16 protein-coding genes are annotated in these 19,990 nt (G+C 63.2%); 12 read left to right on the forward strand and 4 right to left on the reverse strand.

Features of this window, described 5'->3' with window-relative positions; genetic code table 11:
* Positions 1–258 precede the first annotated feature (258 nt).
* Positions 259–381, forward strand: coding sequence for a hypothetical protein (locus tag H6B31_RS17535; protein ID WP_275960299.1), 123 nt, complete (start codon positions 259–261; stop codon positions 379–381).
* 142 nt (positions 382–523) lie between these two features.
* Here the strand turns inward: H6B31_RS17535 and H6B31_RS10040 are convergent, their stop codons facing one another.
* Positions 524–886, reverse strand: a complete 363-nt coding sequence (locus H6B31_RS10040) for a helix-turn-helix domain-containing protein (protein ID WP_204898393.1) — start codon at positions 884–886, stop codon at positions 524–526.
* A gap of 342 nt (positions 887–1,228) precedes the next feature.
* Here H6B31_RS10040 and H6B31_RS10045 point away from each other — a divergent pair, with 342 nt between their 5' ends.
* The 7 genes from H6B31_RS10045 (at position 1,229) to H6B31_RS10075 (ending at position 10,572) form a co-directional block, all read left to right on the forward strand.
* Entirely contained in the window at positions 1,229–2,872 is a 1,644-nt protein-coding gene (locus H6B31_RS10045; RefSeq protein ID WP_204898394.1) for an efflux RND transporter periplasmic adaptor subunit, read from the forward strand.
* A 4-nt stretch (positions 2,873–2,876) separates the two neighbouring features.
* Positions 2,877–3,629, forward strand: coding sequence for an ABC transporter ATP-binding protein (locus tag H6B31_RS10050; protein ID WP_275960302.1), 753 nt, complete (start codon positions 2,877–2,879; stop codon positions 3,627–3,629).
* A complete protein-coding gene (locus tag H6B31_RS10055; RefSeq protein WP_204898395.1) occupies positions 3,626–4,882 on the forward strand; it encodes an ABC transporter permease in 1,257 nt (418 codons plus the stop codon). The genes H6B31_RS10050 and H6B31_RS10055 overlap by 4 nt, the downstream gene beginning before the upstream one ends.
* Positions 4,883–5,010: 128 nt before the next feature.
* Complete coding sequence (locus tag H6B31_RS10060) at positions 5,011–6,870, forward strand: S-layer homology domain-containing protein (RefSeq protein WP_204898396.1); 1,860 nt, start codon at positions 5,011–5,013, stop codon at positions 6,868–6,870.
* A 370-nt stretch (positions 6,871–7,240) separates the two neighbouring features.
* Complete coding sequence (locus H6B31_RS10065) at positions 7,241–8,338, forward strand: class II glutamine amidotransferase (protein WP_204898397.1); 1,098 nt, start codon at positions 7,241–7,243, stop codon at positions 8,336–8,338.
* Entirely contained in the window at positions 8,329–9,837 is a 1,509-nt protein-coding gene (locus H6B31_RS10070; RefSeq protein WP_204898398.1) for a glutamate synthase-related protein, read from the forward strand. The genes H6B31_RS10065 and H6B31_RS10070 overlap by 10 nt, the downstream gene beginning before the upstream one ends.
* A gap of 12 nt (positions 9,838–9,849) precedes the next feature.
* Positions 9,850–10,572, forward strand: coding sequence for a GltB/FmdC/FwdC-like GXGXG domain-containing protein (locus H6B31_RS10075; RefSeq protein ID WP_204898399.1), 723 nt, complete (start codon positions 9,850–9,852; stop codon positions 10,570–10,572).
* 33 nt (positions 10,573–10,605) lie between these two features.
* Here H6B31_RS10075 and H6B31_RS10080 read toward each other — a convergent pair whose 3' ends face one another.
* From H6B31_RS10080 to H6B31_RS10090, 3 genes are all read right to left on the reverse strand, one after another.
* Positions 10,606–11,067 carry a GNAT family N-acetyltransferase gene (locus tag H6B31_RS10080; protein WP_207752306.1) on the reverse strand — a complete coding sequence of 154 codons (462 nt, stop codon included), beginning with the start codon at positions 11,065–11,067 and terminating at the stop codon, positions 10,606–10,608.
* Positions 11,068–11,071: 4 nt separating this feature from the next.
* The gene (locus H6B31_RS10085; protein ID WP_346014066.1) at positions 11,072–11,710 is read right to left on the reverse strand and encodes a trimeric intracellular cation channel family protein; all 639 of its coding nucleotides are present in this window, start codon (positions 11,708–11,710) and stop codon (positions 11,072–11,074) included.
* 87 nt (positions 11,711–11,797) lie between these two features.
* Positions 11,798–12,484, reverse strand: a complete 687-nt coding sequence (locus H6B31_RS10090) for a FadR/GntR family transcriptional regulator (protein WP_204898400.1) — start codon at positions 12,482–12,484, stop codon at positions 11,798–11,800.
* Between the two features lie 641 nt (positions 12,485–13,125).
* Here H6B31_RS10090 and ilvD point away from each other — a divergent pair.
* The 4 genes from ilvD (at position 13,126) to H6B31_RS10110 (ending at position 19,779) form a co-directional block, all read left to right on the forward strand.
* On the forward strand, positions 13,126–14,787 hold the full coding sequence (gene ilvD, locus H6B31_RS10095) for a dihydroxy-acid dehydratase (RefSeq protein ID WP_204898401.1): 1,662 nt from the start codon (positions 13,126–13,128) through the stop codon (positions 14,785–14,787).
* A gap of 536 nt (positions 14,788–15,323) precedes the next feature.
* A complete protein-coding gene (locus H6B31_RS10100; protein WP_204898402.1) occupies positions 15,324–16,757 on the forward strand; it encodes a sodium:solute symporter family protein in 1,434 nt (477 codons plus the stop codon).
* Positions 16,754–18,415 carry a sensor histidine kinase gene (locus H6B31_RS10105; RefSeq protein WP_204898403.1) on the forward strand — a complete coding sequence of 554 codons (1,662 nt, stop codon included), beginning with the start codon at positions 16,754–16,756 and terminating at the stop codon, positions 18,413–18,415. Before H6B31_RS10100 ends, H6B31_RS10105 begins: the two co-directional genes overlap by 4 nt.
* The gene (locus tag H6B31_RS10110) at positions 18,412–19,779 is read left to right on the forward strand and encodes a sigma-54-dependent transcriptional regulator (protein WP_204898404.1); all 1,368 of its coding nucleotides are present in this window, start codon (positions 18,412–18,414) and stop codon (positions 19,777–19,779) included. The genes H6B31_RS10105 and H6B31_RS10110 overlap by 4 nt, the downstream gene beginning before the upstream one ends.
* Positions 19,780–19,990: the final 211 nt, after the last annotated feature.

Genomic DNA, 19,990 nt, shown 5'->3' on the forward strand with positions numbered 1-19,990 from the left:
CCTTCACTTTTCTTTTCCCTTTTTCTTACAAAATCCCTGTTTTCATCTCTTGAAAACAGGAGTTCTTTGACAGACTGAAAGGCTCCCGTCCGCAGGACGGGAGCCTTCGTCTTTCTCTGCAAAAAGCGGGCCTAAAACTGGAAGGCAAAAATTTTCTCCTTCGGTGTACAAAAACCGGCACATAACGCGGCCCGTCCGGCATATAGTAGTCTGTATGCCGGCCTTGTGCCGGCGGATGAATTTTTAACATACGGAGGGATGAATTCCATGGAGGAAACCACTGTTGTTTATGGTACCGGCTCACAGCAGCCCAGCCCCGCGCCCCTGGACCTGGACGATCTGATTTTCCAGGGGGAATATTGGTTCGCCAGCGACCGCTGAGGTCCGTCTCCCTCGGGAGACGGACCTTGGAGCGTCTGCCCAGGCGCCGGACATGGGACAAGCCGCCCACAGAATCAGAAATCTCCTGATTCTGTGGGCGGCTTGTTTTTTGCGGAATACGGCCGGGTCCAGCCTTGTCTCCTCACGGGGCGGGCTCACTCTGTCCGGCCCCGCCGGCCCGGTACCCCTTCAGAGCTGCCCGGGCGGCCCGGGCCACCGCCAGAATGACCCGGCTCTGCTCCGGGTTACAGCCCGCCAGCACCTCGGCCAGCTCCTCCAGCTCCGGGGCCCGGTCCCCGCCGTCCTCCCGCAGCAGGTCGTCCGTCCGCACCCCCAGGGCCTGGGCCAGGCGGAGAAACACCGGGAGGCTCAGCTTGGTGTTGCCCGTCTCAATGTGGCTCATGTGGGTGACGGAGATGCCCACCCGCTCCGCCAGCGCCTCCTGGGAGAGGTCCTGAGCCCGCCGGAACGCCCGCACCCGCTGTCCGATTCTATAGTAGTCCAAAGGAGTTCCTCCCCCTGTATACGATTGATACTTGAATTGTAGCGGCAATTATGATAAGGTAAAATAAACTATATAGGCTAATTTATGCCTATGTAGTTTATCTGAACGATTTCCAAAGAATTCGCCGGAATTCCCTTGACCTTCTCCCTGGTGGAAGGTGTAAGGTACACAGGAGCCGGAAAATTTAATGAATTTTTTAGCTTTTCTTTTGGGAAAGCTAATGGTCTGGCGGTAAGATGGGACAAAAGCCCAGGAGGGTCCGGCCGTCTGTCCCAGACCGCCGTCCGGACCTGGAGTGGGCGGGAGAATCGCTTCAACTCGGTACATAAAGGAGTCAATGCCATGGAAACCACACAAACTGCCCCGGAGACCACCCAGACCCCGGCGGCTCCGGAGACGGAGCCCGCCCCCCTGTGGACGGGGCCCAAGAAACGGCGCAAATGGATCAAGCACGTCCTTGTGATTGCGGCCGTGCTGGCCTTGCTGTTCTGGATCGTGGTCCGGCCCATGCTGGGCGGCACGGTCGCAGCGGCGGGGGCCTATCAGACCGCCCAGGTCCAGCGCCAGGACCTGACGGTATCGGTGTCCGGCTCGGGCACGGTCACCCCCATCGAGTCCTACCAGGTGTCCGCCCTGGTGACGGGAGAGATTCTGGAGTCCCCCTTTGAGGACGGGGACCAGGTGGAAAAGGATCAGCTCCTCTACCGCATCGACCCGGGCAGCGCCCAGACCGCCCTCCAGCAGGCCCAGCTGTCGGTTCAGCAGGCCCAGATGAACTACGACACCCTGGCCAGCAGCCTCCAGGTGAAGGCCATCGGCGGCGGGGTGGTCCAGACCCTCCACGTCCAGGAGGGGGACCTGGTCTCTGCCGGGACGGCCATCGCCGACATCACCGACACCTCCACCATGACCCTCACCGTGCCCTTCCAGGCCAGTGACGCCGCCCACATCTCCGTGGGCCAGACGGCCCAGATCACCCTGTCCGGCACCCTGGAGACCCTGTCCGGCACGGTGGAATCGGTGGCCTCCGCCGACCAGGTGGGGAACGGGGGCGCCCTGGTGCGGCAGGTGAAGATCCGCCTCACCAACCCCGGGGCCCTCACCGACGCCACCACCGCCACCGCCCGGGTGGGCAGCTACGCCTGCGCGGCCGGCGGAACCCTCTCCCCCCGGCTGCGGCAGACTATCACCGCCGCCGCCAGCGGGGAGATCACCAACCTGAACGTGTCCGTGGGCAGCCGGGTGTCCGCCGGGGCGGTGCTGGCCGCCATCGGGGGCGAGTCCGCGGAGAACTCCCTGGCCGACGCCGCCCTGGCCGTCCAGAACGCCCAGCTCTCCCTCCAGAGCGCCCAGGAGGCCCTGGACAGCTACACCATCACCTCCCCCATCTCAGGCACCGTCATTGAGAAGAACCTGAAGGCCGGGGACCAGCTCAACGGGGGCGACTCGGGGGCCATGGCGGTCATCTACGACCTGAGCCAGCTGGAGCTGCAGATGGACGTGAGCGAGCTGGACATCGGCCAGATCCAGCCGGGGCAGACGGTGGAGATCACCGCCGAGGCCCTGCCCGGCCAGACCTTCACCGGCGTGGTGGAGAAGGTGAGCGTCAACGGCACCACCACCGACGGCTTCACCACCTACCCGGTGACCATCCTCCTGTCGGAGTACGGGGACCTGAACCCCGGCATGAACGTGTCCGCCCACATCATCGTGGAGCGGTCAGAGAACGCCCTGTGCGTGCCCGCCGAAGCGGTGAACAGCGACGGCACCGTGCTGGTGGCCGGGGAGGGGGCCTTTGCCGAGGACGGCGTGACCATCGCCGACCCCTCCGAAATCGAGAGCCGCCCGGTGACCCTGGGCCGGGGGAACCAGGATTATGTGGAGATCACCTCCGGCCTGGAGGAGGGGGAGACCGTCCTCCTGCCCATCCAGTCCACCGGCGGTATGCCCTCTGACGGTTCCGCCGCAGTTGCAGCAGCGGGGTGAGGGTATGGCCCATCTGATTGAATTACGGAACGTGTATAAGATCTACCCCATGGGAGACGAGGCGGTCCACGCCCTGGACGGGGTGAGCCTCACCATCGACCAGGGGGAGTTCGTGGCCATCGTGGGCTCCTCCGGCTCCGGCAAGTCCACCGCCATGAACATTATCGGCTGTCTGGACGTGCCCACCTCGGGCACCTACCACCTGGGGGGCGTGGATGTGTCCACCATGGACGACGACCAGCAGGCGGAGATCCGCAACAAGATGCTGGGGTTCATCTTCCAGCAGTACAACCTGATCCCCAAGCTCACCGTACTGGAAAACGTGGAGCTCCCCCTGCTGTATGCCGGGGTGCCCTCCGCCGAGCGGCGGGAGCGGGCGGTCCGGGCCCTGGGCCGGGTGGGGCTGGAGAGCAAGCAGAAGAACCTGCCCTCCCAGCTCTCCGGCGGCCAGCAGCAGCGGGTGTCCATTGCCCGGGCTCTGGCGGGGAACCCCTCGGTGATCCTGGCCGACGAGCCCACCGGAGCCCTGGACTCCCGCACCGGCCGGGAGGTGCTGGGTTTCCTCAAGAAGCTCAACCGGGAGGGGGACACGGTGGTCCTCATCACCCACGACAACTCTATCGCGGTGAAGGCCGACCGGATCATCCGCCTCCAGGACGGGAAAATCATCTACGACGGAGACGCCCACGACCCCCGGGCGGTGGTCCAGCCCGGCGAGGCCGGGGAAGAGGACGAGGAACAGGAGGTGGGGGCATGAACGCAGGACAGTCCTTCCGTCTGGCCATCAAGGCCCTGACCACCAGCAAGATGCGCTCCCTGCTCACCATGCTGGGCATCATCATCGGCGTGGCCTCGGTCATCGTCATCCTGGCTCTGGGCAACGGGGTCCAGGGGATGATCGACGAACAGGTGGATAAGCTGGGCATCAATATGATGCAGACCTACGTATGGGGCCGGGGAGACGGCTCCACCATGGATCTGGATCCCTCGGACATGTACGACCTGGTGGAGGCCAACCCGGAGGTGCTCACCGGCGTGTCCCCCTATGTCTCCTTCCAGGCCACTCTGCGCCACGGGGACCAGAAATTTGACCAGACCCAGCTCTACGGAGTCAGCGAGGTCATGTTCAACAGCGACACCCAGTCCACCATGGACGGGGGTCAGAAGCTGACTCAGGGGCGGTTCCTCTCCTATTTGGACGTGGCCCGGCGGCAGAACGTGTGCGTCATCGGGGCCTATCTGGCCCAGGAGGCCTTCGGGGGCGATGCCCAGGCCCTGGGGCAGACCCTGTCCATCAACGGCACCTCCTACACGGTCATCGGGGTGCTGGACCGGCTGAACACTACAACCGAAATGGCCGCAGGGGGCTCGGACGACCAGATCTACATCCCCTATGAGAACGCCCTGCAGATCATGGGGGCCCGGTATGTGACCCTCTATGTGTTCACCAGCACCTCGGGGGAGACCGCCGCCCAGGCCAAAGCCATCATCGACGGCATGCTCTACGACCACTTCCAGGGGGACGAGGACGCCTACTATACCACGACCATGGAGGAGCAGGCCAACCTCATCAACGCCATGATGGGGGTGGTCATGGGGGTGCTGGTGGCCATCGCCGCCATCTCCCTGCTGGTGGGCGGCATCGGTATTATGAACATCATGCTGGTGTCCGTCACCGAGCGCACCCGGGAGATCGGCATCCGGAAGTCCCTGGGGGCCAAGCGGAGAGACATCCGCAGCCAGTTCGTCATCGAGGCGGGGACCACCTCCGCCATCGGCGGGCTGCTGGGCATCGCCCTGGGCTGCCTGCTGGCCATGGGAGTGGGTTCTCTCATTGGGGCCATGCTCACCTCCCAGATGGGGGGCGGGGCCACCTTCTCCGCCACTCCCACCCTGGGGGCGGTGGCCATCAGCTTCGGGGTGTCCGTGGGCATCGGCGTGCTGTTCGGATACCTGCCCGCCAATAAGGCGGCCAAACTCAACCCCATCGACGCGCTGCGGTATGATTGATTTTCCGCCTGTGCGGCAGCCGCATTTCATTTTGTAGGGGCGGATACCATCCGCCCGCACTGAAGTACGGACTAGTTCGGGCGGCTCATAGCCGCCCCTACATCCACATAAAAAGGAGCTGCAAATTGATGAAAAGACGCATATTGACCGGCCTGCTGGCCTGCTGTCTCTCACTGTCCCTGGCCCTGCCCGGCTTTGCGGCGGGGGCCATTCCCTCCCCAGGGGAGGTGTCCCAGGTGGTCACCGCCCTGGGCATCTTGGACGGCAATTCCAGCGGCAGTCTGGAGCTGTCCCGGAACGTGACCCGGGCGGAGTTTATTACCATGGCCCTGAAGGCCTCCCCCAACGGGGACCAGGTGGGAGAGGCCTCCACCTCCCCCTACCCGGACGTGCCCTACACCCACTGGGCGGCTGGCTATGTGGAGGCCGCCGTGGCCGCCGGGCTGGTGACCGCCTACTCTGACGGCACCTTCCGCCCGGACAATCCCATCACCCTGGCGGAGGGGGCTACCATCGCCCTGGGGCTGCTGGGCTACACGGCGGAGGACTACTCCGGGGCCTACCCCACCCCCCAGATGGCCCTGTACCGGAGCAAGGGGCTGGACCAGGGGGTGTCCGCCCAGCGGGCGTCGGACTCCCTCACCCGGCAGGACGCCATGTACCTCTTCTATAATCTGATGACCGCAAACACCAAGGAGGGGAGCGTCTATGTGAGCCAGCTGGGCTACTCCCTCAACGCCGCCGGGGAGCTGGATCTAGTGGGCCTCATCAACGGGGAGATGCAGGGACCCCTGGTGGCCTCCGGCGACTGGCGCAGCTCCATCCCCTTCTCCCTGGAGGGGGTGACGGTGAACCGGAACGGGGCGGCCTCCAACCTGGGGGCCATCCAGGAGAACGACGTGATCTATTGGAATCAGTCCATGCGCACCCTGTGGGTGTCCTCGGAAAAGGTGATGGGGATTATCCAGTCCCTGGAGCCCTCCGCCTCCAACCCCACCTCGGTGCAGGTGCTGGGCCGCACCTATGAGATCGAGAGCGCCCAGGCCGCCCTGGCCCTGTCTGACCTGGGAACCTACGGGGTGGGGGATACGGTGACCCTCCTCCTGGGCCGCAGCGGCGGCGTGGCCGCGGTGGCCGGCCCCAGCGCGGTGAAAAACGAGCTGTGCGGCGTGGTCACCGAGACCCAGCGCAGCACCTACGACGACGGCCACGGCGGCACCTACACCGCCGACATGGTGACCATCCTGGCCACCGACGGCAACACCTATCAGTACCAGTGGACCGCCAACTACCTGGAGGCGGGCGACCCGGTAGGGGTCAGCTTTGCCGCCGACGGCACAGTCACCCTGCGCCGCCTGAGCTCCACCGGCCTGTCCGGCGCTGTATCCAAGGACGGCTCCAAGGTGGGAGACGTGTCCTTCGCCGACGGGGCGGAGATCCTGGACGTCACCGGCAGCACCGCAGTGAAGATCTTCCCCAGCCGTCTGGCGGGCATGAACCTGACCCGGGACAACGTCACCTACTACTCCCTCAATGGAAACGGGGAGATCGACCGGCTGATTCTGGACGACGCCACCGGCGACGCGGGCCAGTTCGGCGTGCTCATCCACATGGAGACCATGGGCGAGGGGCTCAACAAGCTCTACTCCTATGAGTACGACCTGGGCGGCAGCGTCTATACCCTGCCCTCCATCACCACCAAATTCCCGGTGTCCACCGGCGGCATTCGCCTGGTGGGTGACCCCGCCGACCCCGACCGGCTGTACTCCCTCAACGAGGTGAAGGCCGACGGCATCAGCGGCAACACCCTGCGGGCGGGGAGCCGGAGCTACACCATCTCCGACCAAGTGGTGGTCTACGAGTACCGGGACCGCCAGTACTTCCCCTCCACCCTGGACCGGGTCCAGGAGCTGGGGCTGTCCCTCACCGGCTGGTACGACCGGCCGGAGAACCAGGGCGGCCGTATCCGGGTTATCGTGGCGCGGTAACGCTCCCATACAAGTAAAACGCGGAGAGACGGGGCCATATTTCGGCCCCGTCTCTCCGCGTTTTTCCATTTATGAGGACGTTTCAATCCACTAAAACGAATGAATTTTGAATCAATCTTGCAATATCGGAATAGGGTGGTGGAGCTACGCTTCTCTTGCTCCACATAGTGCAGAATAACAAATTGCTATATTTGCAGAAAAAATTAACAAAACTCCCGGTGAGGCAGAAAAATTTTTGTAGTATATTCCGAAATAGAATGATGTACATGATTTTTTGTAATTTCATAATTGACAAGTCACGCAAGTCGTCCTAAAATTTGTTGCACAACGTGCGAGCGACGCGTTTGGAAAATTGAGGAGGTGCGTGTTTATGCAAAAAGAGGGCCAGGTGCGGATTCCCTCCGGCTGCGCGATTGTAGGCGCCATCGACCGGGCGGGCGGACCCATCTGCGGAGAAGAGCTGATCCGGGCCATTGCGGTAATGCATGACCGGTCCAACGGCCTGGGAGGCGGCTTTGCAGGATATGGGATCTATCCCCAGTACAAGGAGCTCTATGCCTTCCACCTGTTCTATGAGGACAGCAGTGCAAAGGAGGCATGCGAGCGGTTTCTGGAGCGCCATTTTGACATTGTGAACCTGTCCAAAATCCCCACCAGGCCCCATCCAAGAGTGACCGACGCGCCCCTGATCTGGCGGTATTTTATGGCGCCCCTGCCCAACAAGCTGGAGCAGAGCCAGCTGGACGAGCGGGAGTATGTCCGCCGCTGCGTCACCCGGGTGAACACCCAGATGAAGGGGGCCCATGTGTTCTCCAGCGGGAAGAACATGGGGGTCTTTAAGGCGGTGGGCTACCCGGAGGACGTGGGGGAGTTCTACCGCCTGGAGGAGTACGAGGGGTACGCCTGGACCGCCCACGGCCGCTATCCCACCAACACCCCCGGCTGGTGGGGGGGCGCCCACCCCTTCGCCCTGCTGGACTACTCGGTGGTGCACAACGGGGAGATCTCCTCCTATGACGCCAACCGGCGCTTCATTGAGATGTTCGGCTACCGCTGCACCCTTCTCACCGATACGGAGGTCATCACCTACATCATCGACTATCTGGTGCGGCAGCAGGGGCTCACCATGGAGGAGGCCTCCAATGTGATGGCCGCCCCCTTCTGGACCACCATCGCCCAGCAGTCCCCCCAGCGAAGGGAGCGGCTCACCTTTCTGCGGCAGGCCTTCTCCAGCCTGCTGCTCACCGGCCCCTTCTCCATCCTGGTGGGCTTTGACGGCGGCCTGATGGCCCTGAACGACCGGTTGAAACTGCGCTCCATGGTGGTGGGCGAGGCGGGCAGCCGGGTGTACATCTCCAGTGAGGAGAGCGCCATCCGGGCCGTCCAGCCCGACTTGGACCGGGTCTGGGCCCCAAAGGGCGGCGAGGCCGCCATCTTTACGGTAAAGGAGGGTGCGTTATGTCGCTGATGACGGCCTATGCCTCCCGCTTTGAGGTGCTGCGGGACACGGAGAAGTGCATCTCCTGCGGGCGCTGCGTTCAGGAGTGCGCCCACGGCGTGCACCAGTTTTACAAGGACACCAAAAAACTGACAGCGGATGAGAAGCGGTGCGTCAACTGTTACCGGTGCGTGGCCACCTGTCCCACCCAGGCGCTGAAGATCATCCAAAACCGGCAGGCCATCAATGCCAGCAGCAACTGGAGTGTCAACAACCGCCGGGAGATCTACCTCCAGGCGGAGAGCGGCGGGGTTCTCCTGTCCGGCATGGGGACGGTGAAGAACTACCCCCTCTACTGGGACAAGCTGCTGATCAACGCCGCCCAGGTGACCAACCCCTCCATCGACCCCCTGCGGGAGCCCATGGAGACCCGCACCTATCTGGGCCGCAGCGCGGTGGAGGTCCAGCGGGACGCGCGGGGGCAGCTGGTGAATAACCTGCCGACCCATCTGACCCTGGAGACCCCCATCCTTTTTGCCGCCATGAGCTACGGGGCCATCAGCTACCCCTGCCATCAGGCCCTGGCCCAGGCGGCTACCCAGCTGGGCATCTTCTACAACACCGGCGAGGGCGGCCTCCACCGGGACCTGTACCAGTACGGTCCCCACACCATTGTCCAGGTGGCCTCCGGCCGCTTCGGCGTCCACCGCCAGTACCTGGAGACCGGCGCCGCGGTGGAGATCAAGATCGGCCAGGGGGCCAAGCCGGGCATCGGCGGCCATCTGGCGGGAGCCAAGAACATCGGGGACATCTCCAAGACCCGCATGATCCCCGAGGGCACCGACGCCATCTCCCCCGCCCCCCACCACGACATCTACTCCATTGAGGACCTGCGGCAGCTGGTGTTCTCCCTGAAGGAGGCCACCAACTACGAAAAGCCCATTCTGGTGAAAATCGCCGCCGTCCACAATGTGGCCGCCATCGCCAGCGGCATCGCCCGCTCCGGCGCGGATATTATCGTCATCGACGGCCTCCGGGCGGGCACCGGCGCCGCCCCCACCCAGACGCGGGACAATGTGGGCATCCCCATCGAGCTGGCCCTGGCGGCGGTGGACAGCCGCCTGCGGGAGGAGGGCATCCGCAACCACGTGGGCCTGGTGGCCAGCGGCACCATCCGCAACAGCGCCGACATCGTCAAGGCCATCGCCCTGGGAGCCGACGCGGTGGCCATCGGCACCGCAGCCCTTATCGCCATGGGCTGCCACATGTGCCACAGCTGCCACACCGGCAACTGCAGCTGGGGCATCTGCACCCAGCGGCCGGAGCTCACCCGCCGCCTGAACCCGGAGGAGGCCCGGGACCGGCTGGTAAATCTGATCACCGGCTGGACCCATGAGATCAAGGAGATCATGGGCGGCATGGGCATCAACTCCATCGAGACCCTGCGGGGCAACCGGATGATGCTCCGGGGCGTGGGTCTCACCGACGCGGAGCTGCGCATTCTGGGCGTCCAGCACGCGGGAGAATAAGGGGGAACTTTTGTGAACATCAACGCGCAGAATTTGGACTACTACCAGCTGAATCAGGCCATCCGCCAGGCGGAGGGACCGGTGGTCATTGACCACTGCCTGGGCCAGCGTTTTATCGGAACGGCTCTGGGGGCGGGCCGGTCCCTGACCATCCACGGAGTGCCGGGCAACGCCATGGGGGCCTATTTGGACGGAGGTTCCATCGAGGTGTTCGGCGACGTGCAGGAGGCCACCGGCGACACCATGAACGCGGGGACCATCGTGGTCCACGGCAGCGCCGGGGACGCCACCGGCTACTCCATGCGGGGCGGCGTCATTCTCATTGAGGGGGATGTGGGCTACCGGGCGGGCATCCATATGAAATCCTACGGCTCCAAGGTTCCCGTCCTCATTGTAGGCGGCGCGGCCGGCAGCTTTCTTGGGGAGTACCAGGCCGGGGGCCTGATTCTGGTCCTGGGGCTGGGTCATGAGGACCGCGCCCCCTATAACTACTTCTGCGGCACGGGGATGCACGGGGGGAAGATCGTCGTCCGCTCCGACTATATCCCGGAGAACCTGCCCGACCAGGTGGTCCCCCATGACCTGGACCAGGCGGGCCTGGAGGAGATCATGCCCTATCTGGGGCGGTACTGCTCCACCTTTGGCGTGCCCATGGAGCGCATCCTGCCCCACCGGTTCTACGCCCTCACCCCCAACACCGCCAGCCCCTACAAGCGGCTGTATGCCATGAACTGAATATGAAAAAGAGGCGGCCTTGGCCGCCTCTTTTTACTGCTTCCGCTCCAGCACTATCTCCACGTGGGGAATGCCGTCCTCCAGAAACTCCGGGGCCTCCGTACGGCGGAAGCCCAGCTTCTCATAAAAGCCCTGGGCGTAGGACTGGGCCTCCAGGCGGATGCGCCGGGCGCCGGTTTTTTCCCAGGCGGCCCGGATGCCCCGCTCCATCAGCGCCCGGCCCAGGCCGGTCCCCCGGTTCACTGTGAGTACCCGGCCGATCTGGGCGGTTCCGTTCTCCGGCTCCAGAATCCGCAGGCAGGCCTGAATTGCTCCTCCGCCGTCCCGGGCAAACACGTGCCAGGCCCGGCGGTCCAGACCGTCCGCCTCCTGGTAGGGACAGCGCTGCTCCACCACAAAGACGGCGGTGCGCACCGCCAGCAGGTCATAGAGCTCGTCCCGGGTGAGCTCGTCCCAGTGCTTGACAAACCAATCTATGGAAGCTCCCTCCCTCATGCTTTTATACCTTGGACCGGGGCAGATTCCACCGGAAGTGGGCGGCCAGCCCCCGGATGAGCACCACCACTGTCAGTCCCAGGAGCATGGCGGCCATGCTCCCCAGCCGGGACCACAGCCCGGCGCAAAGAATCGCCCCGGCCAGAGAGGCGGAGGCGTATACATGCTTGACGAAGATGTACGGGGTATCCCCTGCCAACTGGTCCCGCAGGACTCCGCCTCCCACGCCGGTGACCACCGCCACAAACACCAGCAGGAACAGAGTGGGCTCCGCCACCGCCTCATAGGCGATTTGGACCCCCACCACCGTGAAAACCCCCAGGCCCAGGGCGTCCATCCAAAACAGCAGGTGGTTGAACAGGGCGGGCTTGTACATGAGCAGCCGCCGCACCCGTCCCAGAAAAAAGACGGCGGACACAGCCAGAGCCACCAGGGCGCTGGTGGGGTCCTGAAAAGCCATGGGGGGTGTCAGCCCCAAAATCAGGTCCCGGATCACCCCGCCGCCCACGGCGGTGACCAGCCCCAGAATACACACCCCAAACAGGTCCATCCCCTTTTTCAGGCCCGTGAGGGCCCCCGAGGCGGCAAAGGCCACGGTCCCGATGAGATTGACAATCCAAATAAACGGTTCGATGGCAGACACCTCCAGACAATGCGGTTTCCATGACAGTGCTGCTCCAGTGTATCGGATTTTGTCCCAAAAGGCAAGCGATACTTCCCGTCCCGGCGGTTACAGGCCGGGTTCCGCCAGCCCCATCACGTCCATGCTGTGGCGCATGTGGATGGCCATGGCGTGCTCCGCCCCCTCGCCGTCCCGCTTTTTCAGGAACTCCAGCAGCAGGGCATGGTCTCGAAGGGTGTCCTCCGCCAGCTGTTCTCGATGCTCCCCCCGCTCCACGGCGGTGGAGACCGCCTGGTGGATGATGGGCAGCAGCCGGAGCAGAAACTCATTGTGAGCCGCCCGGACGATGGCGGTATGGAAGGCCTGGTCCGCCTGGGTGCGGTCCCGGCCCGCCCGGATGCACCGCTCCACCGCCGCCCCCTTCTCCAGAATGTCGGAGAGCTCCTCCGGGGCGGCCCGGCGGCAGGCCAGGGCGGCGCAGCGGGGCTCGAACATGGAGCGCAGCTCAAACAGGTCCCGCAGCTGTCCCCGGACCTGTTCCAGGCTGGAGAAGCCGAAGTCGCCGATCTCTTCCACCTGCTGGGAGACAAAGGTGCCCCGGCCCCGGCGCACCTCCAGCACCCCCCGGTCCGCCAGGGTGCGGATGGCCTCCCGGAGGGTGGCCCGGCTCACCCCCAGCTGCTGGGCCAGCTCCAGTTCGTTGGGCAGCTTTTCTCCGGGCGGAAAATGCTGCTCCACCACAATGGTGGTGTACAGACGGTCCGCCGTCTGCTGAGACAAGTTTTGTCTGGACATAGGGATTCTCCTTCTTTTTTCCACATGGGAGGAATGTTTTGTGGATTGTTTTTGGGGGATGAGATGTGCGGGGAATTTCGCCGCCTGCGGGCGGCGACCTACTTTGTCCATGGCGGCAAAGTAGGCAAAACGCCACCGGGGACGGCTCCAAATGAGCACTTCGTGCTCATAGTCGCCTTTCCCCGGACCCCATTACGGGGGACGCGTACCTGTCAGGTTTTGCAATGTTTCCGGCGCGCAAAATCTGAGTGGCTTTCCGCAGTTCAATCCGGCCCACTGGGCCTGGGTATACAAAAATTTTAACTGCTGTGCTTTCAGAACTGCGCCTGACTTTGTCGAGCCAACACTCCTGGTGCGTATCCCGGCGGGAGCCCCAAGGGGCTCCCCTACGCAAGACTGAAGCCGTCCTACTCTTGTCGTAGGGGAGGGGCTTGCCCCTCCCGCCGTCCATCGGAGCCGTCCCCGACGGCGGAACTCCCCCGGAAAGTACATCCACGCCTCTTGACATTCTCGCCTCTATCTTATACTATATAGTCAGACAATGCAATAGAAATCAGACAACTGATTGAAATGCAAATTTCTGCCCCAAGGGGTGCGGATAAAAATTCCCAAAAGAAAACTTTGTGAGGAGGTCAATTCCCATGCGCAGTGATGTCATCAAGAAGGGGGCCCCCGCCGCCCCCAACCGCTCTCTGCTCTATGCCCTGGGCTACACCAAGGAGGAGCTGGAGCGTCCCCTCATCGGCGTAGTCTGTTCCTACAATGAGATCGTCCCCGGCCACATGAACCTGGACAAGATTGCCGAGGCTGTCAAGGCCGGAGTCCGTGCCGCCGGCGGCACCCCGGTGGAGTTCCCCGCCATCGCCGTGTGCGACGGCATCGCCATGGGCCATGTGGGCATGAAGTACTCCCTGGTCACCCGGGACCTGATCGCCGACTCCACCGAGGCCATGGCCATGGCCCACCAGTTTGACGGCCTGGTGATGATCCCTAACTGCGACAAGAATGTGCCCGGCCTGCTCATGGCCGCCGCCCGGGTGAACATCCCCACCATCTTTGTCTCCGGCGGACCCATGATGGCGGGCACCATGAACGACGGCCGCCGCACCTGCCTCTCCCACATGTTTGAGGCGGTGGGCTCCTACTACGCCGGCAAGCTGGACGAGGCGGGCCTGGAGGAGTACGAGAACAACGCCTGCCCCACCTGCGGCTCCTGCTCCGGCATGTACACTGCCAACTCCATGAACTGCCTCACCGAGGCCATCGGCATGGGTTTACGGGGCAACGGCACCATCCCCGCTGTGTGGTCCGCCCGGCTCCGTCTGGCCAAGCACGCGGGCATGCAGATCATGGAACTGGTGGAGAAGAACATCCGCCCCCGGGACATTATGACCGAGGCCGCCTTCCACAATGCGGAGACGGTGGACATGGCCCTGGGCTGCTCCACCAACACCATGCTCCACCTGCCCGCCATCGCCCACGAGTGCGGCATCGAGCTGTCCTTCGACATGGCCAATGAGATCTCCCTGAAAACACCCAACCTGTGTCACCTGGCCCCGGCGGGAGATACCTACATGGAGGACCTGGAGCGGGCCGGCGGCGTGTACGCCGTTATGGCCGAACTGGCGGAGGCCGGTCTGCTGGATACCAGCCTGATGACCTGCACCGGCAAGACGGTGGCCGAGAATCTGGAGGGGGTGGTCAACCGAAACCCCGAGATCATCCGCCCCATCGACAATCCCTACTCCAAGACCGGCGGCATTGCGGTGCTCAAGGGCAACCTGGCCCCCGACGGCTGCGTGGTGAAGCAGTCCGCCGTGGCCCCCGAGATGATGGTCCACGAGGGCCCCGCCCGGGTGTTCGACTGTGAGGACGACGCCATCCAGGCCATCTACGCTGGCAAGATTGTGGCGGGCGACGTGGTGGTCATCCGCTATGAGGGACCCAAGGGCGGCCCCGGCATGCGGGAGATGCTCAACCCCACCTCCGCCATCGCGGGCATGGGGCTGGACAAGGACGTGGCCCTCATCACCGACGGCCGCTTCTCCGGCGCCACCCGGGGGGCCTCCATCGGCCATGTGTCCCCCGAGGCGGCCTCCGGCGGCCCCATCGGCCTGGTGGAGGAGGGCGACCTGATCGCCATCGACATCCCCAACCACTCCATCACCCTGAAAGTGTCCGACGAGGAGCTGGCCGCCCGCCGCGCCAAGTGGGTCTGCCCGGAGCCCAGGATCAAGACCGGCTATCTGGCCCGGTACGCCAAAATGGTATCCTCCGCCGACCGCGGCGCCATCCTGGAGTAACTTACTTTCTTTGAAAAAGAAAGTAAGCAAAGAAATTTTATGCGAAGCTTTCGCTTCGCCTCTGTGTTTGAAGGGACAGGTCCCAGACCTGTCCCTTCAATTTGTCGAAAAACTGCGCAGAATAAAATCCGCCTGAGTTAGGACGGGGAAGCTCGAGGGGGCAGCCGCCCGCCTCGAATAAGATCAAATGCCCCGGAAGGCTTGCTGTGCAAGGCTTCCGACAAGCGAAGCTAGGACTTTTCCGACAGCCTGAGGACAGGTCCCAGACCTGTCCCTTTTTTCCTCGCGGCTGTCTCCATGCGCGTGGGCGCACTGTGTATTTACGGCTCTCACTTTCAATAAAAAGGGGCTGGATGTTTTCAGAAAGGGAAGAGGCGGGCGTCCTTCGGCGCACGAAGGTAAAGGGAATGGTCTTGATATAGAGGCTGGGCAGAAAAAATTTCCCCCAGCGTTTGAAAAATGTGCTAAAATTGTGGTGCGTTTTCCCGCTCTGTGAATAGGAAGCGCTTCTGTACCAAGGATGGAGGCTCAATGGGATGAATAAGACCGCCCTGTATCTCATCTATTTCTGCATCTACTCCGCCGCCCTGCTGTTGATCGGAAAGAGCAGCCTGCGGGAGGACCCCACCGCCCGCAGCTATTTTCTCTGTGACCGGACGGCCAGTCTTCCGCTGTGCATCTGTACCTTTGTGGGTACCTGGCTGTCCGCCATTACGATTTTAAGTCTCACCGGCGGGGTGTATGAGGACGGCTTGGCGGTGCTGGCTTACTCGGTGTTCCCCTGGTTTTTGGGAGCTTTCCTGCTGGCGGCTGTGAGCCGCCGCCTGTATGCCCACAATGTGGTCACCATTCCCGAGCTGTTCGGCCAGCGCTATCGGTCGTCGGCCCTTCAGGTGGTCTACGGAGCCATTATGGTGGTGGTGTATGTCTGCTACCTGGTCACCCAGTATAAAGGATTCGGGACGGTTGCGGCAGCCCTGTTTGACATCCCCTATCCGGTGGCGGTGCTGATGGTATACCTGTTTGTGCTGTACACCACCTTCGGCGGGTACCGCTCGGTCCTGCGCACAGACGCCTTTAATTTGGTGCTGCTGGTGCTCAGTCTCGCGGTGCTGCTGGTGCTGATGATCGGCTGGGTGGGCGGTTTTCCGGAGCTCTATGCCCGGGCGGGGGAGCTCACCGGCTCGGACCCCTCCAAGAGCCTGCTCTCCCTGTTCAATGACCGCTATACCCCGCTGATCTGCATGTCTATGTTCTGGGGCTGGGGACTGGGGCTGGCGGCCAATCCCCAGTACATGGTCCGGGTGCTGTCCGCCCGCAATCCACGCAGCGCCCGGTGGACGGTGCTGGGGTCCCTGATCCTGCTGGCCTTTTTGTACTTTGCCCTGGTCCATATTGGCTTGGCGGCCCGGGTTCTGGCGCCCCAGTCCCCGGAGGTGGCCTCCAGCGATGAGATCATTGTCCACCTGATGAATAACGAGCTGTACAGTGTGTGGAGCGGCTTCTTCCTGTTTTCTGTGATTGGAGCCTGTGTGTCCACCGCCAATTCCCAGCTGCTGCTGATTGCGTCCTCCTTCTCCTATGATATCATCCGCACCGTAAGCCCCAAAGAGGTATCAGAGCGGCAGGTTTTGAACCTGGGGCGGCTGGCGGTGTTCGGCGGCGGTACTATCTCCATGCTGTTGGCCCTGAACCCGCCGGAATTTACGCTGTCCTATGGCGGCGACGTGTGGGGCGGCGTGAGCATCCTGCTCTTTCCCGCCACCTACGGAACTCTGCTGTCCCGCCGGGTTACCAAGCAGGGGGTCTGGGCCTCGGTCCTGGTGGGGGGCGCGGCTATTTTGACGCTGTATCCCGCCTATTACGGCGGTCTGCTGCCCCTGCATCCGGCCCTGCCTGGCGTAATTCTGTCCACGGCCGCCCTGCTTGCAGGGTCGGCGCTGAGCCGGAGAGAGGAGGCGGCACAATGAAGCTGCGGCGTATCGTGCCCCTGGATATTGAAAACAAAATTCTGATCCCCTTTGCCTGCATCAGTCTGGCCACCGTCCTCTGCTTCTGCATCATCCTATATTTTACGGAATTCCAGGTCAAGGTGGAGACGGAGCGCCAGGAGGCGCAGACCCTGATCGGCTATCTCCAGGCGGACCTTCAGCTGGAGGAGTACCAGCAGCAGCCGGAGCTGCTGCTGGACAAGTACCGGGGAGATTACCGTGGAAACCTGCTGTTTATCTACGACCAGGACGGCCGCCTTCTTCTGGGTGATCCCGAGGCGGACGCGGCGTCTATGGAGCTGCTGGAGCAGGTCTCCGTTCCGCAGATGGGCTGGGAGATCCGCTGTTACCTGGACCGGCAGGGGGTGGGCAGCGGGTTTATCGAGGAGCAGAAGTACATGATTCTGGCGGCAGTGGCCATGCTGCTGGCCATTGTGCAGGCCAGCGTCCTCATCGCCCACAATATCTCTGATCCCATCCGGCGGCTGAGTGAGGTGTGCCGGGGCATCAGCGGAGATCCCGGCAAGGAGAACCAGCTGGGAGAGGAGTATCTGAACAAGACGGACGAGGTAGGGCAGCTGGCCCGGGCCTTTCAGAAGATGATGGAGCGCATCCGGGGCTACACCGGCGAGCTGGAGCGGGTCAAGACTCTCAACGAGAGCATCGTGGAAAACCTGCCTCTCGGGGTGGTGGCCTATGACCAGGACGGCACCCCTATTCTAATCAACGCCGCGGCCTCCACCATGCTCCGGCGGGAGGACGAGCGGGACGGGCAGAACCGCGACCTGCGGATGCTCCTGTCCCGCATCCAGCGGCGGGAGGACGTGCTCCCCGAGCCCGCCCGGCTGACAGATCAGGGCGGAAAGGCCCGGGATTACGAGTTTGGTGTGTGGCAGCTGCGGGAGCCGGACGGCACCCGCTGGGGGGTGCTGTGCACCATCGACGACGTGACCTATAAGAAGCACATGGAGGAGAAGCTCACCGAGGATGAGAAGCTGGCCTACACCGGCAAGCTGGCCGCCGACGTGGCCCACGAGATCCGAAACCCGCTGGCGGGCATCCGGGCGGGCATCCAGGTGGTGAGCCGGAAGCTGGGCGAGGAGCGGGACCGGAAGCTGTGCGGCGGTATGGTGCGGGAGGTGGACCGGGTCAACCTGCTCATTGAAAACCTGCTGAACCTGTCCCGCCGCCGGGAGAGCGAAAAGACCACCGTCAGCCTCAACGCCCTGTTCGAGGAGCTGCAGATGCTCTATTTCAAAGTGGCGGAGAACAAGGGAATCCTGTTCAATGCCCTGGTGAACGGCCGCCTCTGGCTCTACGCCGACGAGGGGGAGCTGCGCCAGGTGCTCATCAATCTCATCAACAACAGCGTAAAGGCCATGCCGGACGGCGGGGAACTGGCCATCCGGGCATGGAAGGAGGAGGACGGCGTCGCCCTGTCGGTGGTGGACACCGGAGTGGGCATGACGCCGGAGAAGCTGCACAAGGTGCTGGGTGAAGGGGGAACAGGCGGCCTGGGTCTCTCCATCGTCCAGCGGCTGCTGGCGCAGAACGGCGGCGTGCTGTCCATGGACAGCACGCCCGGGTCTGGGACCCGGGCACAGATCCGCTTTCCCCACAAAGGAGGTACGGCATGAACACAAAGGTATTAGTGGTGGACGACGAATTTCTGATCCGCATGTCCCTGGAGAGCGGCCTGTCCGACCTGGGGCACCAGGTGAAGACGGCGGAGACCTTTTCTGAGGGGCTGGCCCTGGCGGAGTCCTGGCGACCGGACGTGGTGCTGCTGGACAACAAGCTGGGGGGCGAGTTGGGCCTGGAGCACATTGAGGACTTCAAAAAACTGGATGAGGACATCCAGATCATTATGATCACCGCCTATGGCTCGGTCTCTCAGGCGGTGGAGGCCATGAAGCGGGGGGCCTGCCACTACATCCAGAAGCCCTTTGATCTGGAGGAGGTGGACCTGATCATCCGCCGGAACCTGGATCAGCTGAAGCGCCGCCGGAGCCTGGAGCTCATGCGCCAGCGGCCCCGGCAGATCGTGGGCGAGAGCGAGGCCATCCAGCGCATCTGCCGCAATGTGGCCATCCTAGCGGAGAACGACAACGTGGACCTGCTCATCTGCGGAGAGACCGGCACCGGCAAGGGGGTGGTGGTCAACGCCATCCACGACAGCAGCCCCCGCCGGGACACCCCCCTGGTGAAGATCAACTGCGGGGCCATCCCCGAGTCCCTGCTGGAGTCGGAGCTGTTCGGCTATGAGAAGGGGGCCTTCACCGGGGCCAACAAGGCCAAGAAGGGCCTGATGGAGCTGGCCAACGGGGGGACCGTCTTTCTGGATGAGATCGGGGAACTGCCCCTGGCCATGCAGTCCAAGCTGCTCACCTTCCTGGAGGACCGGCGCTTCAAGCGGGTGGGCGGCCTGCGGGACATTGAGGTCAATGTGCGCATCATCGCCGCCACCAACCGGGATCTGGACGCGGAGGTGCAGAAGGGGACCTTCCGGGAGGATCTGTACTACCGTCTGAACGTGATGCAGATCCGCATTCCGCCCCTCCGGGAGCGGCGGGAGGATATCCCCGTACTGGCCCGCTATTACCTGGAGCACTTCAACCGGAAGTTCAACAAGCATGTCCGGGACATCGCCCCCGCCTTTTTGGAGGAGATGGAGCGCTACTCCTGGAAGGGAAATGTGCGGGAGCTGCGCAACGTGATGGAGCGGTGCGTCCTGTTCAGCCAGGGAGAGCTGCTCACAGGAGAGGAGACCGGCCTGGAGTTCAAACGGGAGGACGGCGCCGCCGCGGGCCCCAGCTACCCCATGAAAGATCTGACACAAAGCCCGATTGACCTGAAGCGGGAGGTGGACGCCTTTGAGCGCGCCTACATTGACCGGGCGATGGAGCTCTCCGGGGGCAACAGCAGCCGGGCGGCCCAGCTGCTGGGCTGCACCCGCTTTACCCTGAAACGGCGTCTGGAGCAGAGCGGTGAGGAGACATAGACTGCGGCTGTGCAGTTTTGCACGGGAGGGTGTGCGGTTTCGCACACCCTCCCGCCGCCTTTACCCGCACAGAGTGAATACACGACTGAATGGGATGAAAGGGAACAAAAAGAATTTGTAGAGAAAAGGCGGAATTCACAAAAAACAGGACACATTTTACAGGTTTTTATGAATATTGGAAAAGTTGGCACGGGGCTTGCAATATAATAGA

Source organism: Pseudoflavonifractor capillosus (genome assembly GCF_016899775.1).
Classification (GTDB): Bacteria; Bacillota; Clostridia; order Oscillospirales; family Oscillospiraceae; genus Lawsonibacter.